Genomic DNA, 15,777 nt, shown 5'->3' with positions numbered 1-15,777 from the left:
TATCAGAGTACTGTCATTTTTGTTGCAGTTATCATTATTAATAATTGCCGGAAGGTTTTTTGATTGATCCAGTAAAGGGTGTAGCGAATGGCAATTGATGATGCCGACCAGTCGGGGTCAAGTGGATTCGAGTCCGCCGATGAGTCGGCCACTCCCGACGAAGACGATTCTTCGTCTTCGGACCCGACCCGGGTCGGGGAGTACACGTGGGCCGATTTTATGGAGGAGTTCGGGTATGGCGACGAGGTCGATGCTCTCTATCCGGATCCGCCCGAAGAACAACTGGGATTGGACAGCGGGCAGGACGGAGAGGAGGTCGAACCACCCAAGCCCTCCGGTGACGACTGGCAGAACACATCTCTAGATCCGTCGACATATCTGGGTTTCCACCCCGACGGATTTGCCGAGGTCGTCAGCGATTACGCCGCACCGTGGGGGAAAGACTGGGACAGAACGCTCTGGGAGTATATCGATCCGGTCCAGACTGCGGTAGTCAAAGACGAGTACGAGTGGGAACATTTCAAACAGGAGTTCTACTACGAGGGGCGCGGGACCGACGTCGAAGCCCCAGAGGATTCGAACGGCGAGCCGATTCCATGGGAACCGGCCGAGTATCTGGGGTTCGAGCCTGAGACTGTCGAAGGCAGATTGCACGCGGCAGGGGACCGAGCGGAGATACTCTCCGACCTCGTCGACGAGCGGACGGTCAATATCCGCGACGAAGTCGACGAGGACGACTTCTTCACGACTAGCGAGGGCCACACTGCGGTCGTCAATCGGTACGATCTGGAAAAGTCGGTGCCGATGGCGAAGAAACTCCACTTCCGGGAGGAAAACCGGTACTGGGTGAACAAACCCTACGCCTTCGTCATCCTCTTTCACTCCGAAAAGGAAAACGAAAAGAAATACTACCTGATCGAACCGCACCAGAACGAGATAGAGGAGAACCTGCGCGAGTTCCTGACGGGAAAACTCAGAACGGCGATCAAGTACGCCGACGACGAAATCGCGACCGCTGGCGACGAGGAAATGCGAAAAGGCGTGCTCGACAGAGAGACGAAACGCCTGCTCAGACGGTACGATCTCTTTAGCGCTACCGATGGGCAGGAAAGCGGGATCGTCGACGAACTCAAGAAACTGATGGGACAGGACGTCGAGGAGCCAGAGGACGACGGCGCACTCGATGGGATCAAAGCGCGTCCGGAGCCGTCAGTCCTCGGCGACGATCCCGAGTCGCTAACGGAGTACCAGGTCGAGAAACTACTCTACCTGCTGAAGCGGGATTTCATCGGCTACGAGCGGATCGACGGGATCAAACACGACATCAACGTCGAGGACATCTCCTGTGACGGCTACAACTCCCCCGTCTTCGTGTATCATACCGACTACGAACAGATCATCTCGAACGTCTACCACGGGAAAGAAGAACTCGACGACTTCGTCGTCAAGCTTGCCCAGCGCTCCGGGAAGGGGATCAGTAAACGGCGGCCACAGGTCGACGCCACGCTGCCGGACGGTTCGCGCTCACAGCTAACGCTCGGCCGTGAAGTGTCCGACCACGGGACGAACTACACGATCCGGCAGTTCAAAGACGTCCCCTTTACCCCGATCGATCTGATCAACTGGAACACGTTCAGCCTCGACGAGATGGCGTTCCTCTGGCTCTGCATCGAGAACCACAAGAGCCTGATCTTCGCCGGCGGTACGGCGTCCGGGAAGACGACAAGCCTGAACGCCGTCTCGCTGTTCATCCCATCGAACAGCAAGATCGTCTCCATCGAGGACACGCGGGAGGTCGAGTTGCCACAGCGAAACTGGATCGCCAGCATCACTCGACCCTCCTTCTCCGACGACGACGAGGGGGACGTGGACGAGTTCGATCTGCTGGAGGCCGCACTGCGACAGCGCCCCGACTACATCGTCATGGGCGAGATCCGTGGCGAGGAGGGTCGAACCCTGTTCCAGGTCATGTCGACCGGTCACACGACCTATACCACCTTCCACGCCGACAGCGTCGGCGAGGTGCTCAAGCGATTTACGACTGACCCGATCAACGTCTCGAAGACGATGTTCACGGCGCTGGATCTGGTCTCGATCCAGACCCAGACGCGGGTGCAGGGCCACAAGGTCCGCCGGAACAAAGAGTTGACCGAGGTCAACCACTACGACGCCGAGAACGACGAGATCAACGTTCAGGACGTCTACCAGTGGCAGGCAGAGACCGACGAGTTCCTCAAGATGGGCGAGTCGAACACCCTCGAAGAGATCAAGTTCGACCGAGGGTGGGGACAGGAACGACTCGACCGTGAACTCCAGGAGCGACGGACGATCCTTGCGTACCTGATCCAAAACGACCTCAGCGAGTACAGCAAGGTCGCGGCGACGATTCAGGCGTACATCAACGATCCGGATACGATCCTGACGCTGATCGCGAACGGCCAACTGGAGGACAGCCTCGAGGACCTCCGCGAGATGGAGAGCGTTCTAATCGACGTCGATCCGGAGAAGGAAGCGCTGGTCCCACGACCGACCGCCAACGAGGAGGGAATGAACGAGGCGACGGATATCCTCGAACGCGCACAGGAGTCGATCTTCGAGGAGTACCGCGGCGAGACGCCGAGTGGCCTCTCCGGTGCGTTCGAGGCGGACTCCGAAGCGGACGAGGCCGAGGACGACGAGGAGGATACCGACGAGTTCTCGTTCGATGCGTCGGAGGACGACGCGTTCGGCGTCGACGAGGAGAACTTCTCGTTCGGGACGGAGGAGGTCGACGACCCCGACTGGCTCTCCGGAGACGACGGGTTATTCTTCGGCGGCGACGGCGACGAGTCGACGGCCGAAGCGAGCGCGGAACCGGGCGAGTCGGAAGCCGTCGCTACAGGTGCCCGCGACGCCATCGAGAACCTCTCGACGGAGTCAACGGATGCGGCGGACACAGTAGAGACGCCGGCCTCGCAAGGTGGATCCGACCTACCGGCTACCGTGTCGAACGATTCGGCCGGGGGCGAGGAAGCCACTACCGCCGAGCCGGCAGAGACGGGACCGTCCGGCGCGGAGTCACCGGAGCCAGACCCTGCCCCTGAGACACCTGCCGATACCGAGGGGGAGGTCGATGACGAGACGAGCGGCGAGGAGACTGATGATGCACCGGGTGACACTGATTCGATCCAGACCGCCGATGCCGCCGACGGGACAGTTCCGGACGGCGAGAACGAGACGCCGGCAAGCCCGACGTGGGACGACGAAAGCACGGAGTCGTTCGAGGGCACCGACGAGACGGACAGTCCGGCTACCGACACCGGCAGCGTCTTCGGCGAGACGACCGACGACGGCGGCGTATTCAGTGATAGCGACGACGATGGAGACGATGGGTCCCTGTTCGACGACCGGGACGAAGGGATGTTCGGCGAGGCCGAACCGGAGAGCGAGTCCGACTCCGAACGGGCGTCGAACGCTGAGACCGACTCGGCGGGCGCGACTGAGGCGGACAGTCCGGACGACGGAGACGCGTCTTCGCCTGACGAGCCGGAGATAACGATCGAAGTGCCGGACGAAGAGGAACTCTCGAGCACGGAGACCGACGACGACGGTGACACTGAAACGGTCAATACGTCTGCACCGGAGCCTCCAGAGACGCCCGAGACGGACCATCCGGAGCGTCCTGACGACGACCCGTCGACGGGGTCGGAAGCGGACGAGTCCACTGATCCGGACTCCCACTCTGACGATGCCGATGACAGCGGTGACGAGACTGTCTTCGACGAAATCGATAGCGACGAGGACGGCAGCGCCCTCACTGAAATAGACGAAGAGGATGACGACGACGGTGGGATCGTCGACGAGCGGATAGAAGGGTTCGAGTACGTCGACTTCGGGCCCGAGGACGGTGAGGACTGATGAGCCTCGACACGACTGGTGGGCCGAGCGGTGGCGGCGGGTTCGGTTCCGGCGACGGTCTCGGCGACGCGTTTTATCCGCTGTACGAGCGATTGTTTGCGGACGATAGCGATTTCGTCGCCGACGTCGAGCAGAAACTGGCCGAGGCGCGGATGCCCGCGACCGTCGAGATGTATATCTCCCGGGCGCTCGCGATCGGCGTGATCAGCGGCGTCATTCTGTGGGCACTCGGAACGTTGCTCGGCTACTCGCTGGTCGCGATGGGGCTGTTCGGCCAGGAACCGCTTCTGGGGATCCCGATCTCGAACGATGCATTGCTGGAGCTGGTTGTCAGCCTTCGCATCCCGCTGGTCATCGCCGTTACGGGGCTGGTGTTCGGAACGGTCGGCTTTGCGGTCGGTTTCGGTGCGCTCGTCGCGGTACCGTACTCTCGCTCGTCGGCACGGAAACGCGAGATCAACATGCTGTTGCCCGACGCGGTCTCGTTCATGTACGCGCTCTCGGTCGGGGGCTCAATCAACTGGAGATCCTGCAGGCAATGGCGAACGCCGAGGACACCTACGGCGAAGTCGCCCGCGAGTTTCAGAGCCTCGTCCAGGAGACTGAGTACTTCGATACCGACTACCGGACGGCGATCCGCAACCAGGCGATGACGTCGCCGAGCAGTGAGTTGAGCCAGTTCATGACGGATATGCTGTCGATCGTCAACAGCGGCGGTGACATGCAGAGTTTCCTCAACGACAAGAAGGAAAAGCACATGCGGACCGCGAAACAGCAACAGGAGATGACCCTCGAAACGCTGGAACTGTTCGGGGAGATGTACATGACCCTGTCGCTGTTCCCCCTCTTGCTCATCATTATCCTCGTCATCATGGAGATGATGGGCCAGGATCAGACGACGATGCTGTACGGGACCGTCTACGCGCTGGTTCCGCTGACCGGCCTCGGTTTCCTCGTCCTGATCTCGACGGTCAAGGAGGACGACCCCGGAGACGGCTATCTCAATCCTGAAGGATCGAGTCAGTGGGTGAAGGTCGACACTGATACCGGTCTCCTCAATCTCGGCCTCGTCGAGGAGTATACCGGCGATTTCGGCGTGTTCGACCGGATGAAAGACCGGGAGGGAACCTACGAGACGCTCAAGATAATCCGTCGGCCACACATCTTCTTCAGAGATAACCCCCTGATGACGCTCGTACTGACTGTCCCTGTCGGACTCGTCGTTATCGTCACGGCGCTTGCCTCCGGTTCGGTTCCGACGTCGTGGGGCGGATTACAGGAGAACGCGATCTGGGGGACGTTCGTCTACGTCTACCTCCCCCTGTACATCGTGCTGTTGCCGCTGACGGTCTTCTACGAGTGGAACACCAGACACCGCAAGAAGGTCCTGAGTGATATGTCCGACAGCCTCCGGAAGCTTTCGAGCGCAAACGACACCGGCATGACGCTGCTGGAGTCGTTCAGCACGGTTTCGGACACCTCCTCGGGGAAGCTTTCGACGGAGTTCGAGACGATGTACGCGAAGGTCAACTACGGGATGAGCCTTCGCGACGCACTGGTGGAGTTCAACAACAAGTACCACATGCCCCGGATGGCACGGACGATCAAACTCATCAGCAAAGCCCAGGAGGCATCCAGCCAGATCACGGACGTCCTGACGACTGCTGCGCAGGCGAGCGAGAATCAGGACGACATCGAGCGCGAGCGCAAGTCCCGGACCCTGATGCAGGTCGTCATCATCATCATGACGTATCTGACGCTGCTGGCCGTGATGGCCATCCTCCAGACGCAGTTCCTCGACGTGATGGCTGGACTAACCGAGGGGGCGGCCGAGTCCAGCGGAGAACTCCAGGGGGCGGTGGCGGACCGGAAGCGCTCGGATCTGATCTCGACACCCAGCTAATGTCGATGCTGTTCCTCCACGCCGTAACGATGCAGGCGGTCCTCTCGGGGATGATCAGCGGTTACATCCGCGACGCGGAGATCCTCAGCGGGATGAAGTTCGTCATCGTCCTCATGACTATCGCACTGGTAACCTGGATGATCATCGGCTAACATGGAGCGTAACAGCATCTCCGTTGGCGGTCTCTGGACCGATGAGCGCGCCCAAACGGCTCAGGACTTTGCCATCGGTATCAGCATCTTCCTGCTCGTCGTCGGCGCAGTCTTTGTGTACTTTCCGACGCTGTTCACTCCCTACGGACAGGCGATCCAGGGCGAAGACACGAGCGCGCAGGCCGAGCGCGTCGGGATGTTGATCGTCGACGGTGGGGACGAGCGGAACATGATGACAGAGGTAGATATCGATCGATGGTTCGAGGACGACGATCCGGAGGTACTGCAGGCGGAGGCCGGGCTGGCGTCGACATCACAGGTCAACGTGACGATTACGCCGTTGTCGCCTGACGAAACCGATCCGATTGAACTGCAAGATCACGGCGACGCGGTAGTCGGTCACGAGTACCGTGGGCAGGACTCATCGTCGGTCTCGCGTATCGTACAGATCGACGATGGTGAAATCGACGCTGCTGACCAGGGCGACGTGGCGTATCGACTCACAGTGAGGGTATGGTAATCATGTCTGACAAACGCGGCCAGGCGTTCACGCTCGAAGGCGTCATCGGCGCGATGATCCTGCTAACTGCCGTCCTCTTCGCGCTGAACTCCGCTGTCTTGCTCCCGTCGACCGGCGAAACCGGGAATCAGGCACAGATCGAACAGGAGGCCAAAGACGTCATGCAGATCGCCGCCGACGAGGGGCACCTTACTCAGATGGCGCGGTGCTACAATACGACCGAAGAAGAGTGGTTTGGCCAGGAAGGGACCGCGACGGCACCGCCCAATGATACGGAACTCCAGACACTCCTCGATGACACGTTCGGAGACCGGGACCGGTCGTACAATCTCGAGATCAAGTACGCTACCGATACCAGCACGGAACGAGTCACCTACCAGGGTGCGTCGACGCGTAACGGCGTGACAGTGAGCCGAACAGTAACGCTGTACGAAGACGAGCCGCTCCTTCGCGAGAGCGGGAGCGGCACCTCCTGCGCCGACCCTGAAGAGGAACTCAACACGTTATCCGACGATGGAGACAACTACCCCGTTACGCGAGGTGCTACCAGCAACGATTACATATACAACGTCGTCGAGGTGCGACTGACGATCCGATAATCATGACTGGAACCACACGCGACGACCGCGGCCAGTTGATCCTTGTTGGAGCCGTCGCTCTCTCACTAGTGCTGATCGGTATTGTCGTCGTCTTTTCGACGACGCTTTTTACCGCAAACATGGCGGCGAGTTCGACGAATGCAGGCATTTCGGATGGGTCGGCGGTCGAGTCAGACGTTAACCGGACGGTCGCCAGCCTCGCCCAGCGGGCCAACAACGACTCTGCCAACGGCAATTACAGCGAGCGTACGACCGCGTTCCATAACTCGATCAAAGAGTATGATCGACTGATCGCCGAGCGATACGGCGACTCGGGACCAACTATCGTCTCGATCCCACCCGATGAGGTTAGCACCACAAAGTCCAGCGATAAGATCGATACGGTCCAAGTGACAGTGATATACGAGACGCGCTCGGTGACGAAAGAACGAACTATCGAGGTGACCGTCTGATGAGCCGAAAACGATCACTTCCGGCCGACCGCCGCGCCGTCTCGGTGACGATCACGCACGTCCTCACGATTGCGATCACGACGATCCTGATCTCCGGGCTGTTGATCGGGACGGGGACGCTACTGGACAACCAGAAGGACCGGGCGACCTACGACGAGAAGTCGACGATCGGCGATCGGCTGGCAACAGAGATTACGGCCGTCGATCAGGCCGCTCAGCGCGCGGACGGTGATCCGGACCCTGCTACAGTGACAGTGCAAACCGAGCATCCGCGACGGCTCTCAGGGGGACAGTACTTCGTCACTCTGTACGACGACGATGCAGGCGAGTGCGATACGTGGGATCCAGACCAGTGTCTCGTGATCGAATCCGGGCAAACGGACAATGTCGAAGTACCCCTGACCGTCGAGACGGATATCGATACCTCGACGACCGTGCAGGGCGGCGATATCTGGATCCACTACAACGGGAGCAAGATTACCATCTCACAGGAGCGGCCATAATGATCGGACCAGAGCGGACCAGCGACGAGACGACCTCGGCCCGTGACCGCGCAGTCAGCGACTTGCTGGCGTTCGTGCTCGTCTTCGGCGTCATCATCACGTCGGTCGGCGTCGTCTACGTCTTCGGTATCGGCGCACTCGGCGACGCCCAGGCGGCACAGCAGGACCAGAACGCAGTCCATGCCTTCGAGTCGATGGGAGCGTCGTTCAACGACCTCCAGACGAACCGCGGGCAGGAGCGACTGAGCGAGTTGAATCCGCGCGGTGCGCGGATGAGTATTGACGAGGACGCACCAGAGCTAACGATCAATGGAATCGATGAAAACGTCGACCAGCCAGTCGGCGCGATGCACTACGACAACGACAATACGCGGATCTCCTACGAACTGGGCGCGGTGTTCCGCTCCGACGACGAGAACAGCGTGATGATTCGCGAACCCGAGTTTGTCTGCCGGGATGCCAGTGGCGAGACTCGCGCGATAGTCTCGTTCGTCGACATCAAGCGTGATGGCCCCGTAGCCATCGGCAGCGACAGCACGATGCAGATCGGTGCGATTCAGAACGGTCAGCAGGCGTATACGCACGATAGTGACGAAAACATCGAGCTCACGATCAGGGATTCCTCGCACGCGGATGCGTGGGCACGATACTTCGACGAATCCGGCTGGTCGGTGACCGATCCGGACACTATCGACACAGGTGACGACTTTACTGCAACCTGTGCCGTGGGCTCGGACAACAGCGTCGTCGTCCGCAGCACCGACGTCGAACTGAGTCTGGAACGCAGCGAGAGTTAAAACGAGTCGTCGATCAGACCGCTTTTTCCGCTTCCGCCTGCACGAGGTAGGCTCTGTCGTCGCTGTACTGGCTGACCTCCTCCAGCGCGGCTTCGGTGCCGATCTGGTTGAGTGCCCACGCCGCGCTGGCGCGGACGGTGTCGGAGTCGTCCTCCGCGAGGACGTCTGCGAGCGGGTCGATAGCGCGGGTGTCGCCGATCAGGCCGAGTGCGCGTGCGCCGCGACTGCGGAGTTCCTCGTTGTCCGAGTCCAGTTTCTGTGCGACGCCCTGGGTGGCTTCTTGAGAGCCGATCTCGCCGAGGGCCTTGATGACGACCTTCTGGAGTCCCGGGTTCCCGTCGCCCTCGATGTATTCGAGGAGCATCTCCACCGGTTCCTCGGAGCCGATCTTGCCGAGAATACGAATGGCGTCCTGGTCGCGCTTCTGGGCGCGCTCCATCATCGGCTCGACGGCTTCCTCGCGGGCCATCCGTTCGAGGGCTTCGAGACAGTGCTCTTCCATGAAGTCGGAGTCGAGCATGTCAAGCGCGATCAGGATCTTGTCGACGTCGCCGCGTTTCTCGAAGACCTTCAGCGCGTGCCACTCCGGCGGGAAGTCCTTGCGGTGGTCCAGCACGTCGTAGAAGCCGTGGTGATCGAGCTTCTCCCGGACGGAGAGATCGTCCCACGTCTCGGCCGCGTCGAGGTCGTCGACGAGCTGTTCGGCGGCGTCGAGTAACGTTCCGATGGCCTCTGCGTCGTCGTCCGCGTCGAGGCCTGCTGCTTCGATCGTCTCGGCGGCGTCTTCAAGCGTCGCGACGAAGTCCTCGATCTCCGGGTCTGCGGCGAGTTCGACCGAGGAATCGAGTTCGTCGTTGACGCTGCCGACGAAGGTTTCGATGGCCGTCGCGACCCCGTCCAGGCCGGTTTCGGTCCACTCGGCGGTCTCGATCTCGTCGATCGCGACCTCTATCTCCTCGACGACATCCTCGTCGTACGGACCGCGTGCTTCTTCGAGTTGTTCTTCGAGGTCTTTTTCTCGTCTTCGATCTCCTCCTCGGGCGGATCCTCGTCCTCGTCGTCCGGATCCGGGAGATCGGCGGCTTCCAGATCCGTTTCGAGTGCGTTCAACTCGCTCTCGACCTCGTCGAGATCGATCTCGGTTTCGGCCTCGTCAAGCTGTGATTCGATCGCCGAGAGCCGTTCCCGGAGCGCGTCGATCGTAAGCTCTGCCTCGCCGTCGTCGCCGTTATCGTCGTCACTCATGTAGACCCTCCATGCCCTGCCCGCTACGCCGGAGCGTGACCGGACTCATATAGTCTTATCTCTTACCGTACGCCTCCTAAGCGTTTCCTTTCGTGCTCAGCGACGGAACACCATCACGCCAGTAAAACCGCGGACCGAGAAGCATGTATGCGAATGCGAGCGAAAGCAGCGCGTACGGGAAGGTTCGCCCGGCCCACGTCGGGATCAGGATCGCAAGCGCGTGCGTAACGCCCATGATGAACGCGTCTCTGGCGAGCAGATCCGGGTACTCGACCGGAGCGACCATGAGATAACAGAACAGTGCCGTCGCGCCGAGCAGGTAGTACGGATCGGCAACGCCCGCCAGGATTCCCGCACCGATGACCGTCGCCGCGAGCGTAGTCTGGATCCCTTCCGTGTACGAGTCCCGCGTGTCGTAGGCGGTGTACATGCCGAGGCGGAGGACCGCCATCGCCACGAACAGGGCGGGAATCCCCAGTACGAGTGCGGACTCCACGGTCAGCGCCGGCACCGTAACCCCCAGACCGTCCCGCGCGACGACGAAGACGATGACTGCGGGCGCGATGGCGAACGATGCCACATCTGCGAGCGAGTCGAGATACGGACCGGCGGGCGAACCGCCGTACTTGCGGGCGACGACGCCGTCCAGACCGTCGGCGATTGCCGCCAACAGCAGTAGCCTGGCCGCGGCCAGCGGATCCGCAAACGCCACTATTACGGTCAGAAAGCCCAGGCCGGCGTTCGATATCGTCACTGCGTCGGCAAGGCTCATCCGACCGACGAACCGTGGCTGCATATGCCCGTGGAATGCCCACGCGAGACTTACGTCTTTACATTCGACTCGTACAGTCGCGTGGGACGTTCCAACTGCGAACCGTTCGCTTGCGGATCGCGGCACCTATATTCGTGAAGTCCTGACACGCATCTATGGATCGTCGCACGTATCTCGCCACCCTGGGCGGTGCCACTGTCGCCGGGTTGGCCGGCTGTACGGTCTTCGGCGAGCAGGAGTACGACGTCGGGATGACCGCGAACGCGTTCAAGCCAGACGAGTACGAGGTGTCCGTCGGCGAGACCGTCGTGTGGCGAAATACGAGTTCGCGAAGTCACACCGTCACCGCCTACGAGAATGCGATCCCCGAGGATGCCGAGTACTTCGCCTCGGGCGGGTACGAGAGCGAGCAAGCGGCCCGCGACTCATGGGAGAGCGGTCTCGGCGGGAACATCGAAGTACAGGAGACGTATAGCCACACCTTCGAGACGCCCGGCGAGCATCACTACGTCTGTATCCCACACGAACGCCGTAACATGACCGGCGTCATCGTCGTCACTGACGAGGAGTAGCGACTCGGCGAGAAGCGCACGAAAGAAATCGGTCGAACTGCGCGTTCAGACTTCGACGTCTTCTTCGTCCACGTCGACGGAGGTCTCTTCTTCTGCAGCGACCTCTTCGGGACGTGCTTCGAGTCGGGTCTTCTGGATCTCGACGCGGCGGACCGGGTAGATGGTCTTCGCTTCGCCGTAGATCGCACTGGAGAGGCGCCCCTCGACGATGCTGTCGAGTAGCTCCTCGAAGGAGCGCTCTGCGCCCGCTTCCTCGACGATGTCGATCATCTCGCGGCGGATCGCCTGCTCCTGGCTGGCGTCTGCCTTTTTCGTCGTGAACGCGACTGGCTGGACCTGTATGCGGTAGTCGTCGGTCGTCAGGACCGTGATGTAGGCCTCGATCTTCGAGGCGCCGCGGCGGACCAGCGAACGCAGGTAGTCCCGCGTGAGTTCGTGTTTGATGAACTCGGTGTACGCGGCGTCGCTACCGACGTCGTTGATCTTGAATTTCAGTTTCGTGTTGTTCTCGCTGGCGTCGTTACGGATGTCGCCCAGCGTGGTTTCGATGTTGCGGCCGAGAACCTGTTCGGGTTCGTCGGCGGGTGTTTCACCGAGCTCCTCGCGGTCGAACTGTTCGGGAGCGTGGACGGTGTACCACCGCTTTTCCTGTGCCTGCTTGGATACGGATCGTTCACTCATGATTGTGTGTTGGTGTGTCGTTCTGCGTGCTGTACGATCTGCGTTGCGACGTCTACGTTGACGACGTAGTCGTCGACGTTCGTCTGTAGTCCACCCGTGGTCTCGCGTTCGATAGTCGTTTCGACGCTTGCGGGGTCGCCCGTCTCGGGATCGACGCGCGTCTCCATCTCGTCGGTGTTGTCCGGCCGGATCGATCGTGCGATCATCTCGGCATCGGCCAGTTCCGTTCGGATGGTCGCGCGTTTCATAGCGCCTCCTGAACGCGGCGATAAACGCCTTCGTATCGCCATCGAATCTGGCGTAGCCCCGTTGCGAGGTGCCGGCGAACTCGCCGCCGATCTCCGCGACAGCGCGTTCGAGCGCTCGGTCGACTCCGGAATCGTCGGCGGCGGTGACGCCTGCCTCGTCGTCGGAGACGACCATCGCAACCGGTTCCGGCGAGCGATACTCCCGCAGGAGCCGTGCGGTCGTCCTGACTGGGGCGTCGTCGACGCGCGCGACGAACAGGCCGTCGTATCGGCCAGTCGTCCCGTCGCGCAGTCCCTCGTGGGCGCCCGCGGCGTGAGAACGCCACGCCGATAGTGCGTCCGCGCGAGCCTCGTAGCCGAGTGCCAGCGCGATACCGGTGCCCGGCGCATCGCATGCGACAGCCGAGAGGACGTCGGCGTACCCCTCGACCGTCGAAAACGGGCCGTCAGGGATCGCGTGTGGCGACAGCGCGCGCTCGATTGCTTCGGCCGCGCGCACGTCAGCCGTACCGACATCCGTCGCGTCAGCGCGACGAGCGAGGCGACGCGTCGATACGCGTCGGCGTCTGCTCGGCGGGCAAGTCGATCTCTGCAAGCGCCGCCTGCACCGCTCCCGGATCGCCCGAAAACGGCGCGTGAAACAGCGTCGAGTGGGCAAGCCCGTCCGACAGATCGTCGACCGGGCTCCCCACGCCGGGGCGTCGTTCGACGCCGTTCTCGCGGGCCGCTTCCAGCAGCGGGGCGGTCTCACCTGCGCCGACTGTCTCGCTCGAAGCGGCACCGGCGAGCGCAAGGACGGCATCGGCTGTCGACCCGAGTTCGCGTGCGACGTCGAACGCCGTAACGCTCGCCGGGCGATCGGTAGCCCGGATCGTCGGAGCGGTCTCGGCGGTAGAGCCCTCAGCACCGATCCCGACAGACACGACGAGCGTCTCGTCGTTGAGTCGGTCGCGGCGGCGGGCGTACGCCTCGCGCGTCTCGACAACGCTTACCTGAAACGGCGAACTACGGTCATCGAGTGCCCGGGCGAGGACACCGCTCGCTGCCAGCGAATCGCCATCAGCATTCGCGAACAGCCGGACGAAGCCGGCTTCTCGGAGCTGAGCGGCGATGTCACTTGCGGCGTCGGCGTCGGTCGGTGCTCGCCCGGTTGTAGACATCTAGATTAGCTCGACAGCGTTCTCGTAGGTGTAATCGAAGTCTTCGTCGATCTTGTCGCCGCGATAGTAGTTGGCCAGACGGCGAACCTTCGACTCGGTGTTCTGTAGCGCACGCTTGTTCTGGTGGTCTTGCGGGTTCTCTTCGACGTGTTCGTAGAGCCGCACGGCGCGGACGAGAAGATTGTACAGGTCCTCGGGAAGATCCGGGTCAGCGTCGTTCTCCTCGAGAATCTCGGATACTTTCTTGTCGGTCGCGAGCTTGACGTTCGGGATCGGCGTCCCTTTGACGCCTTCGTCGCGAAGGACGAGACCGATCTCGCTCGCGCTGTGTCCCTGTTCTGCCAACTCGACGACGCGCTCTTCGATTGCGTCGGCGTCGACGTCGCTCCACTCCGGGGTTCGTCTGCCGCCGGGTGATCGGAACCGGCCGATCCGCGGCGACTTGTATGCATTCGTGCCATAGTTTGAGGATAGGAACCGCACAGACCGCTCAACGATACTCCGGCCGGTGGGCCGGGTTCACTTCCGCAATCCCAAGCCGCCCAAACGGACGGCGAGTCAGATTTGCGGCCGTGTTGTTCCCACCTAACCCTTGCTCGTGGTGCTCAAAAGCATTGCGACCTCTTCTCGCCGGGGCGTCAGGGCGTCACACGGAGACCGACCGTAGAGGCTCAGGCGTGCCGGCGAATCGCGGTCGGCCGACCCGTTCGTCACGTCGGACTCGCACTCTTCGGCTTTCCCCTGTCGCTGACGGAACGTCTCCGAGCGCTCCGCCAGTCGGGCCCGCGTGTCCGCGTCGGGCGCACATCCTCTAAAACCGATGAGGAAGGTCGTGATCAAGTCCCTTTCCGCGTAGGGGTTGAGAAAGCCCGAGTAGATCTCGACGGCCATCCCACCGACGTATGGCCCAGCCGAACGGTTCGAACGCCAGCGATAGCCCGCTCAGTACGGCGACGAGCCTCGTCAGCAAGAGGAAAGCATCACCACCAGAGCGTATATCGTGCCGACGAGCAGATTCGTCGCCTGTTTGCCGTTCTCTATCGTGCCGCCCGGCGACGAGTCCTCCCGCTCGAGTAATTCGAGGGGTTTATTTATCCCCATCGGGAACGTCTCATCGTCGACGCGGGCTCGTAGATCAGTGGTAGATCATCCCCCTGGCACGGGGAAGGCCCCGGGTTCAAATCCCGGCGAGTCCATTTCCATCCTCACATCGTTCGTCAGTCTATGGTCTCGCCGACCCTCGCAAACGCTGCGCGTTTGCTCAGTCCCGGCGAGTCCACTATTTTAGGTCGCGAACAAACTCGTGAGCGCCGCAAACCGGCGTCACTTCGTCGCCTGTAGTGGGGTTGATCATTAGCCTGTTGAGTTCCTATTGCCTGGTTCCAGAAAGTCGGTTCAGACATCTCTCGATGTCGCTACCGGAGTGCTTTTCGCTCCCGCGTTCGACGCTATGTGCATGAACGGGAACGACGAGCTAGAGATCTTGCTGACGAACGACGACGGGATCGGTAGCATCGGCATCCGGGCGCTACACGACGCGCTGTCGGATGTCGGCAACGTCACTGTCGTCGCGCCGGCAGACGATCAAAGCGCTGTCGGGCGAGCGATTTCGACGGAAGTCGAGATCGAAGAGCACGAGTTGGGCTATGCGATCCGCGGAACGCCGTCGGACTGCGTCGTCGCAGGACTGGAGGCCATCGGGCCGTATCCCGACCTGGTGGTCTCGGGCTGTAACCGCGGCGCAAACCTTGGTCAGTACGTCCTCGGTCGGTCGGGGACGGTCAGCGCCGCCGTCGAGGCGGCCTTCTTTGGCGTTCCCGCTATCGCCGTCTCGCTGTACGTTCCGACCGGTGATCTGGCGTTCCACGAGGTCGAGGTCACGCGCGAGGACTACGGGGAGGCGGTCCGGGCGACGGAGTATCTCGCGGACCACGCCATCGACGCAGGCGTCTTCGATCAGGCGGACTACCTCAACGTCAACGCGCCGATTCCGGGCGACGACACTGTGAAGATGGAGGTCACCCGTCCCTCACACGTCTACGACATGGATGCGACTCATAACGGCGATTCGATCCGACTACACGACCGGATCTGGGAACGGATGGCCGAAGCGGATATCGAGGACCCAGAGGGAACCGATCGGCGGGCAGTCGTCGACGGGAACGTCAGCGTCTCGCCACTGACTGCACCACATACGACCGAGCATCACGACTCGCTGGAGGGTTTAGCGAGTGAGTTCAGTCCAGTAAATTAACCGACAGGTAATCGAACGTTTG

Annotated in this window: 15 protein-coding genes, 1 tRNA gene and 3 pseudogenes; 11 read left to right on the top strand and 8 right to left on the bottom strand. The window is 61.5% G+C overall.

Annotated elements, in window-relative coordinates; translation table 11 throughout:
* Positions 1-87 precede the first annotated feature (87 nt).
* From ACFQH2_RS12540 to ACFQH2_RS12510, 7 genes and pseudogenes are all read left to right on the top strand, one after another.
* The gene (locus tag ACFQH2_RS12540) at positions 88-3,897 is read left to right on the top strand and encodes an ATPase, T2SS/T4P/T4SS family (RefSeq protein WP_377054085.1); all 3,810 of its coding nucleotides are present in this window, start codon (positions 88-90) and stop codon (positions 3,895-3,897) included.
* Positions 3,897-5,952, top strand: a pseudogene (locus ACFQH2_RS12535) (type II secretion system F family protein). The gene ACFQH2_RS12540 and the pseudogene ACFQH2_RS12535 overlap by 1 nt, the downstream one beginning before the upstream one ends.
* 1 nt (position 5,953) lies before the next feature.
* Positions 5,954-6,472: a DUF7287 family protein gene (locus tag ACFQH2_RS12530; RefSeq protein WP_377054081.1), complete on the top strand. Its 519-nt coding sequence runs from the start codon at positions 5,954-5,956 to the stop codon at positions 6,470-6,472.
* Positions 6,473-6,474: 2 nt separating this feature from the next.
* The gene (locus ACFQH2_RS12525) at positions 6,475-7,071 is read left to right on the top strand and encodes a DUF7288 family protein (protein ID WP_377054080.1); all 597 of its coding nucleotides are present in this window, start codon (positions 6,475-6,477) and stop codon (positions 7,069-7,071) included.
* A 2-nt stretch (positions 7,072-7,073) separates the two neighbouring features.
* Positions 7,074-7,523: a DUF7261 family protein gene (locus ACFQH2_RS12520; protein ID WP_377054078.1), complete on the top strand. Its 450-nt coding sequence runs from the start codon at positions 7,074-7,076 to the stop codon at positions 7,521-7,523.
* Positions 7,523-8,026, top strand: coding sequence for a DUF7266 family protein (locus ACFQH2_RS12515; RefSeq protein WP_377054076.1), 504 nt, complete (start codon positions 7,523-7,525; stop codon positions 8,024-8,026). Before ACFQH2_RS12520 ends, ACFQH2_RS12515 begins: the two co-directional genes overlap by 1 nt.
* A complete protein-coding gene (locus ACFQH2_RS12510) occupies positions 8,026-8,823 on the top strand; it encodes a DUF7289 family protein (RefSeq protein WP_377054074.1) in 798 nt (265 codons plus the stop codon). Before ACFQH2_RS12515 ends, ACFQH2_RS12510 begins: the two co-directional genes overlap by 1 nt.
* Positions 8,824-8,836: 13 nt before the next feature.
* Here ACFQH2_RS12510 and ACFQH2_RS12505 read toward each other — a convergent pair.
* A pseudogene (locus ACFQH2_RS12505) lies at positions 8,837-10,068 on the bottom strand (HEAT repeat domain-containing protein).
* Between the two features lie 76 nt (positions 10,069-10,144).
* Positions 10,145-10,864, bottom strand: a complete 720-nt coding sequence (locus tag ACFQH2_RS12500) for a protein sorting system archaetidylserine synthase (protein WP_377054070.1) — start codon at positions 10,862-10,864, stop codon at positions 10,145-10,147.
* A gap of 131 nt (positions 10,865-10,995) precedes the next feature.
* Between ACFQH2_RS12500 and ACFQH2_RS12495 the strand changes: the two genes are divergently transcribed.
* The gene (locus tag ACFQH2_RS12495) at positions 10,996-11,412 is read left to right on the top strand and encodes a cupredoxin domain-containing protein (protein WP_377054068.1); all 417 of its coding nucleotides are present in this window, start codon (positions 10,996-10,998) and stop codon (positions 11,410-11,412) included.
* Between the two features lie 45 nt (positions 11,413-11,457).
* On the opposite strand, the gene ACFQH2_RS12490 is transcribed toward ACFQH2_RS12495, so the two are convergent.
* Positions 11,458-12,093 carry a 30S ribosomal protein S3ae gene (locus tag ACFQH2_RS12490; protein ID WP_377054066.1) on the bottom strand — a complete coding sequence of 212 codons (636 nt, stop codon included), beginning with the start codon at positions 12,091-12,093 and terminating at the stop codon, positions 11,458-11,460.
* Complete coding sequence (locus ACFQH2_RS12485; protein ID WP_377054064.1) at positions 12,090-12,341, bottom strand: KEOPS complex subunit Pcc1; 252 nt, start codon at positions 12,339-12,341, stop codon at positions 12,090-12,092. Before ACFQH2_RS12485 ends, ACFQH2_RS12490 begins: the two co-directional genes overlap by 4 nt.
* Here ACFQH2_RS12485 and ACFQH2_RS12480 point away from each other — a divergent pair.
* Complete coding sequence (locus ACFQH2_RS12480; RefSeq protein ID WP_377076800.1) at positions 12,325-12,675, top strand: hypothetical protein; 351 nt, start codon at positions 12,325-12,327, stop codon at positions 12,673-12,675. The two genes, ACFQH2_RS12485 and ACFQH2_RS12480, sit on opposite strands and share 17 nt — an antisense overlap.
* Positions 12,676-12,865: 190 nt before the next feature.
* Here ACFQH2_RS12480 and ACFQH2_RS12475 read toward each other — a convergent pair whose 3' ends face one another.
* From ACFQH2_RS12475 to ACFQH2_RS12460, 4 genes and pseudogenes are all read right to left on the bottom strand, one after another.
* Positions 12,866-13,501, bottom strand: coding sequence for a hypothetical protein (locus tag ACFQH2_RS12475; RefSeq protein WP_377076799.1), 636 nt, complete (start codon positions 13,499-13,501; stop codon positions 12,866-12,868).
* Positions 13,502-13,962, bottom strand: a pseudogene (locus tag ACFQH2_RS12470) (30S ribosomal protein S15).
* 124 nt (positions 13,963-14,086) lie between these two features.
* Positions 14,087-14,392, bottom strand: coding sequence for a hypothetical protein (locus ACFQH2_RS12465; RefSeq protein ID WP_377054058.1), 306 nt, complete (start codon positions 14,390-14,392; stop codon positions 14,087-14,089).
* Between the two features lie 72 nt (positions 14,393-14,464).
* Positions 14,465-14,602, bottom strand: coding sequence for a hypothetical protein (locus ACFQH2_RS12460; protein ID WP_377076798.1), 138 nt, complete (start codon positions 14,600-14,602; stop codon positions 14,465-14,467).
* Between the two features lie 23 nt (positions 14,603-14,625).
* Here ACFQH2_RS12460 and ACFQH2_RS12455 point away from each other — a divergent pair.
* A tRNA-Ala gene (locus ACFQH2_RS12455) sits at positions 14,626-14,697 on the top strand.
* 260 nt (positions 14,698-14,957) lie between these two features.
* Positions 14,958-15,755, top strand: coding sequence for a 5'/3'-nucleotidase SurE (gene surE / locus ACFQH2_RS12450; RefSeq protein ID WP_377054056.1), 798 nt, complete (start codon positions 14,958-14,960; stop codon positions 15,753-15,755).
* Positions 15,756-15,777 lie beyond the last annotated feature (22 nt).

Origin of the sequence: Natronoarchaeum sp. GCM10025703, from assembly GCF_042661985.1 — an archaeon.
Taxonomy (GTDB): Archaea; Halobacteriota; Halobacteria; order Halobacteriales; family Natronoarchaeaceae; genus Natranaeroarchaeum.
The sequence above is the reverse complement of the archived record's forward strand: the minus strand, read 5'-3'. Positions and strand labels throughout refer to the sequence as shown.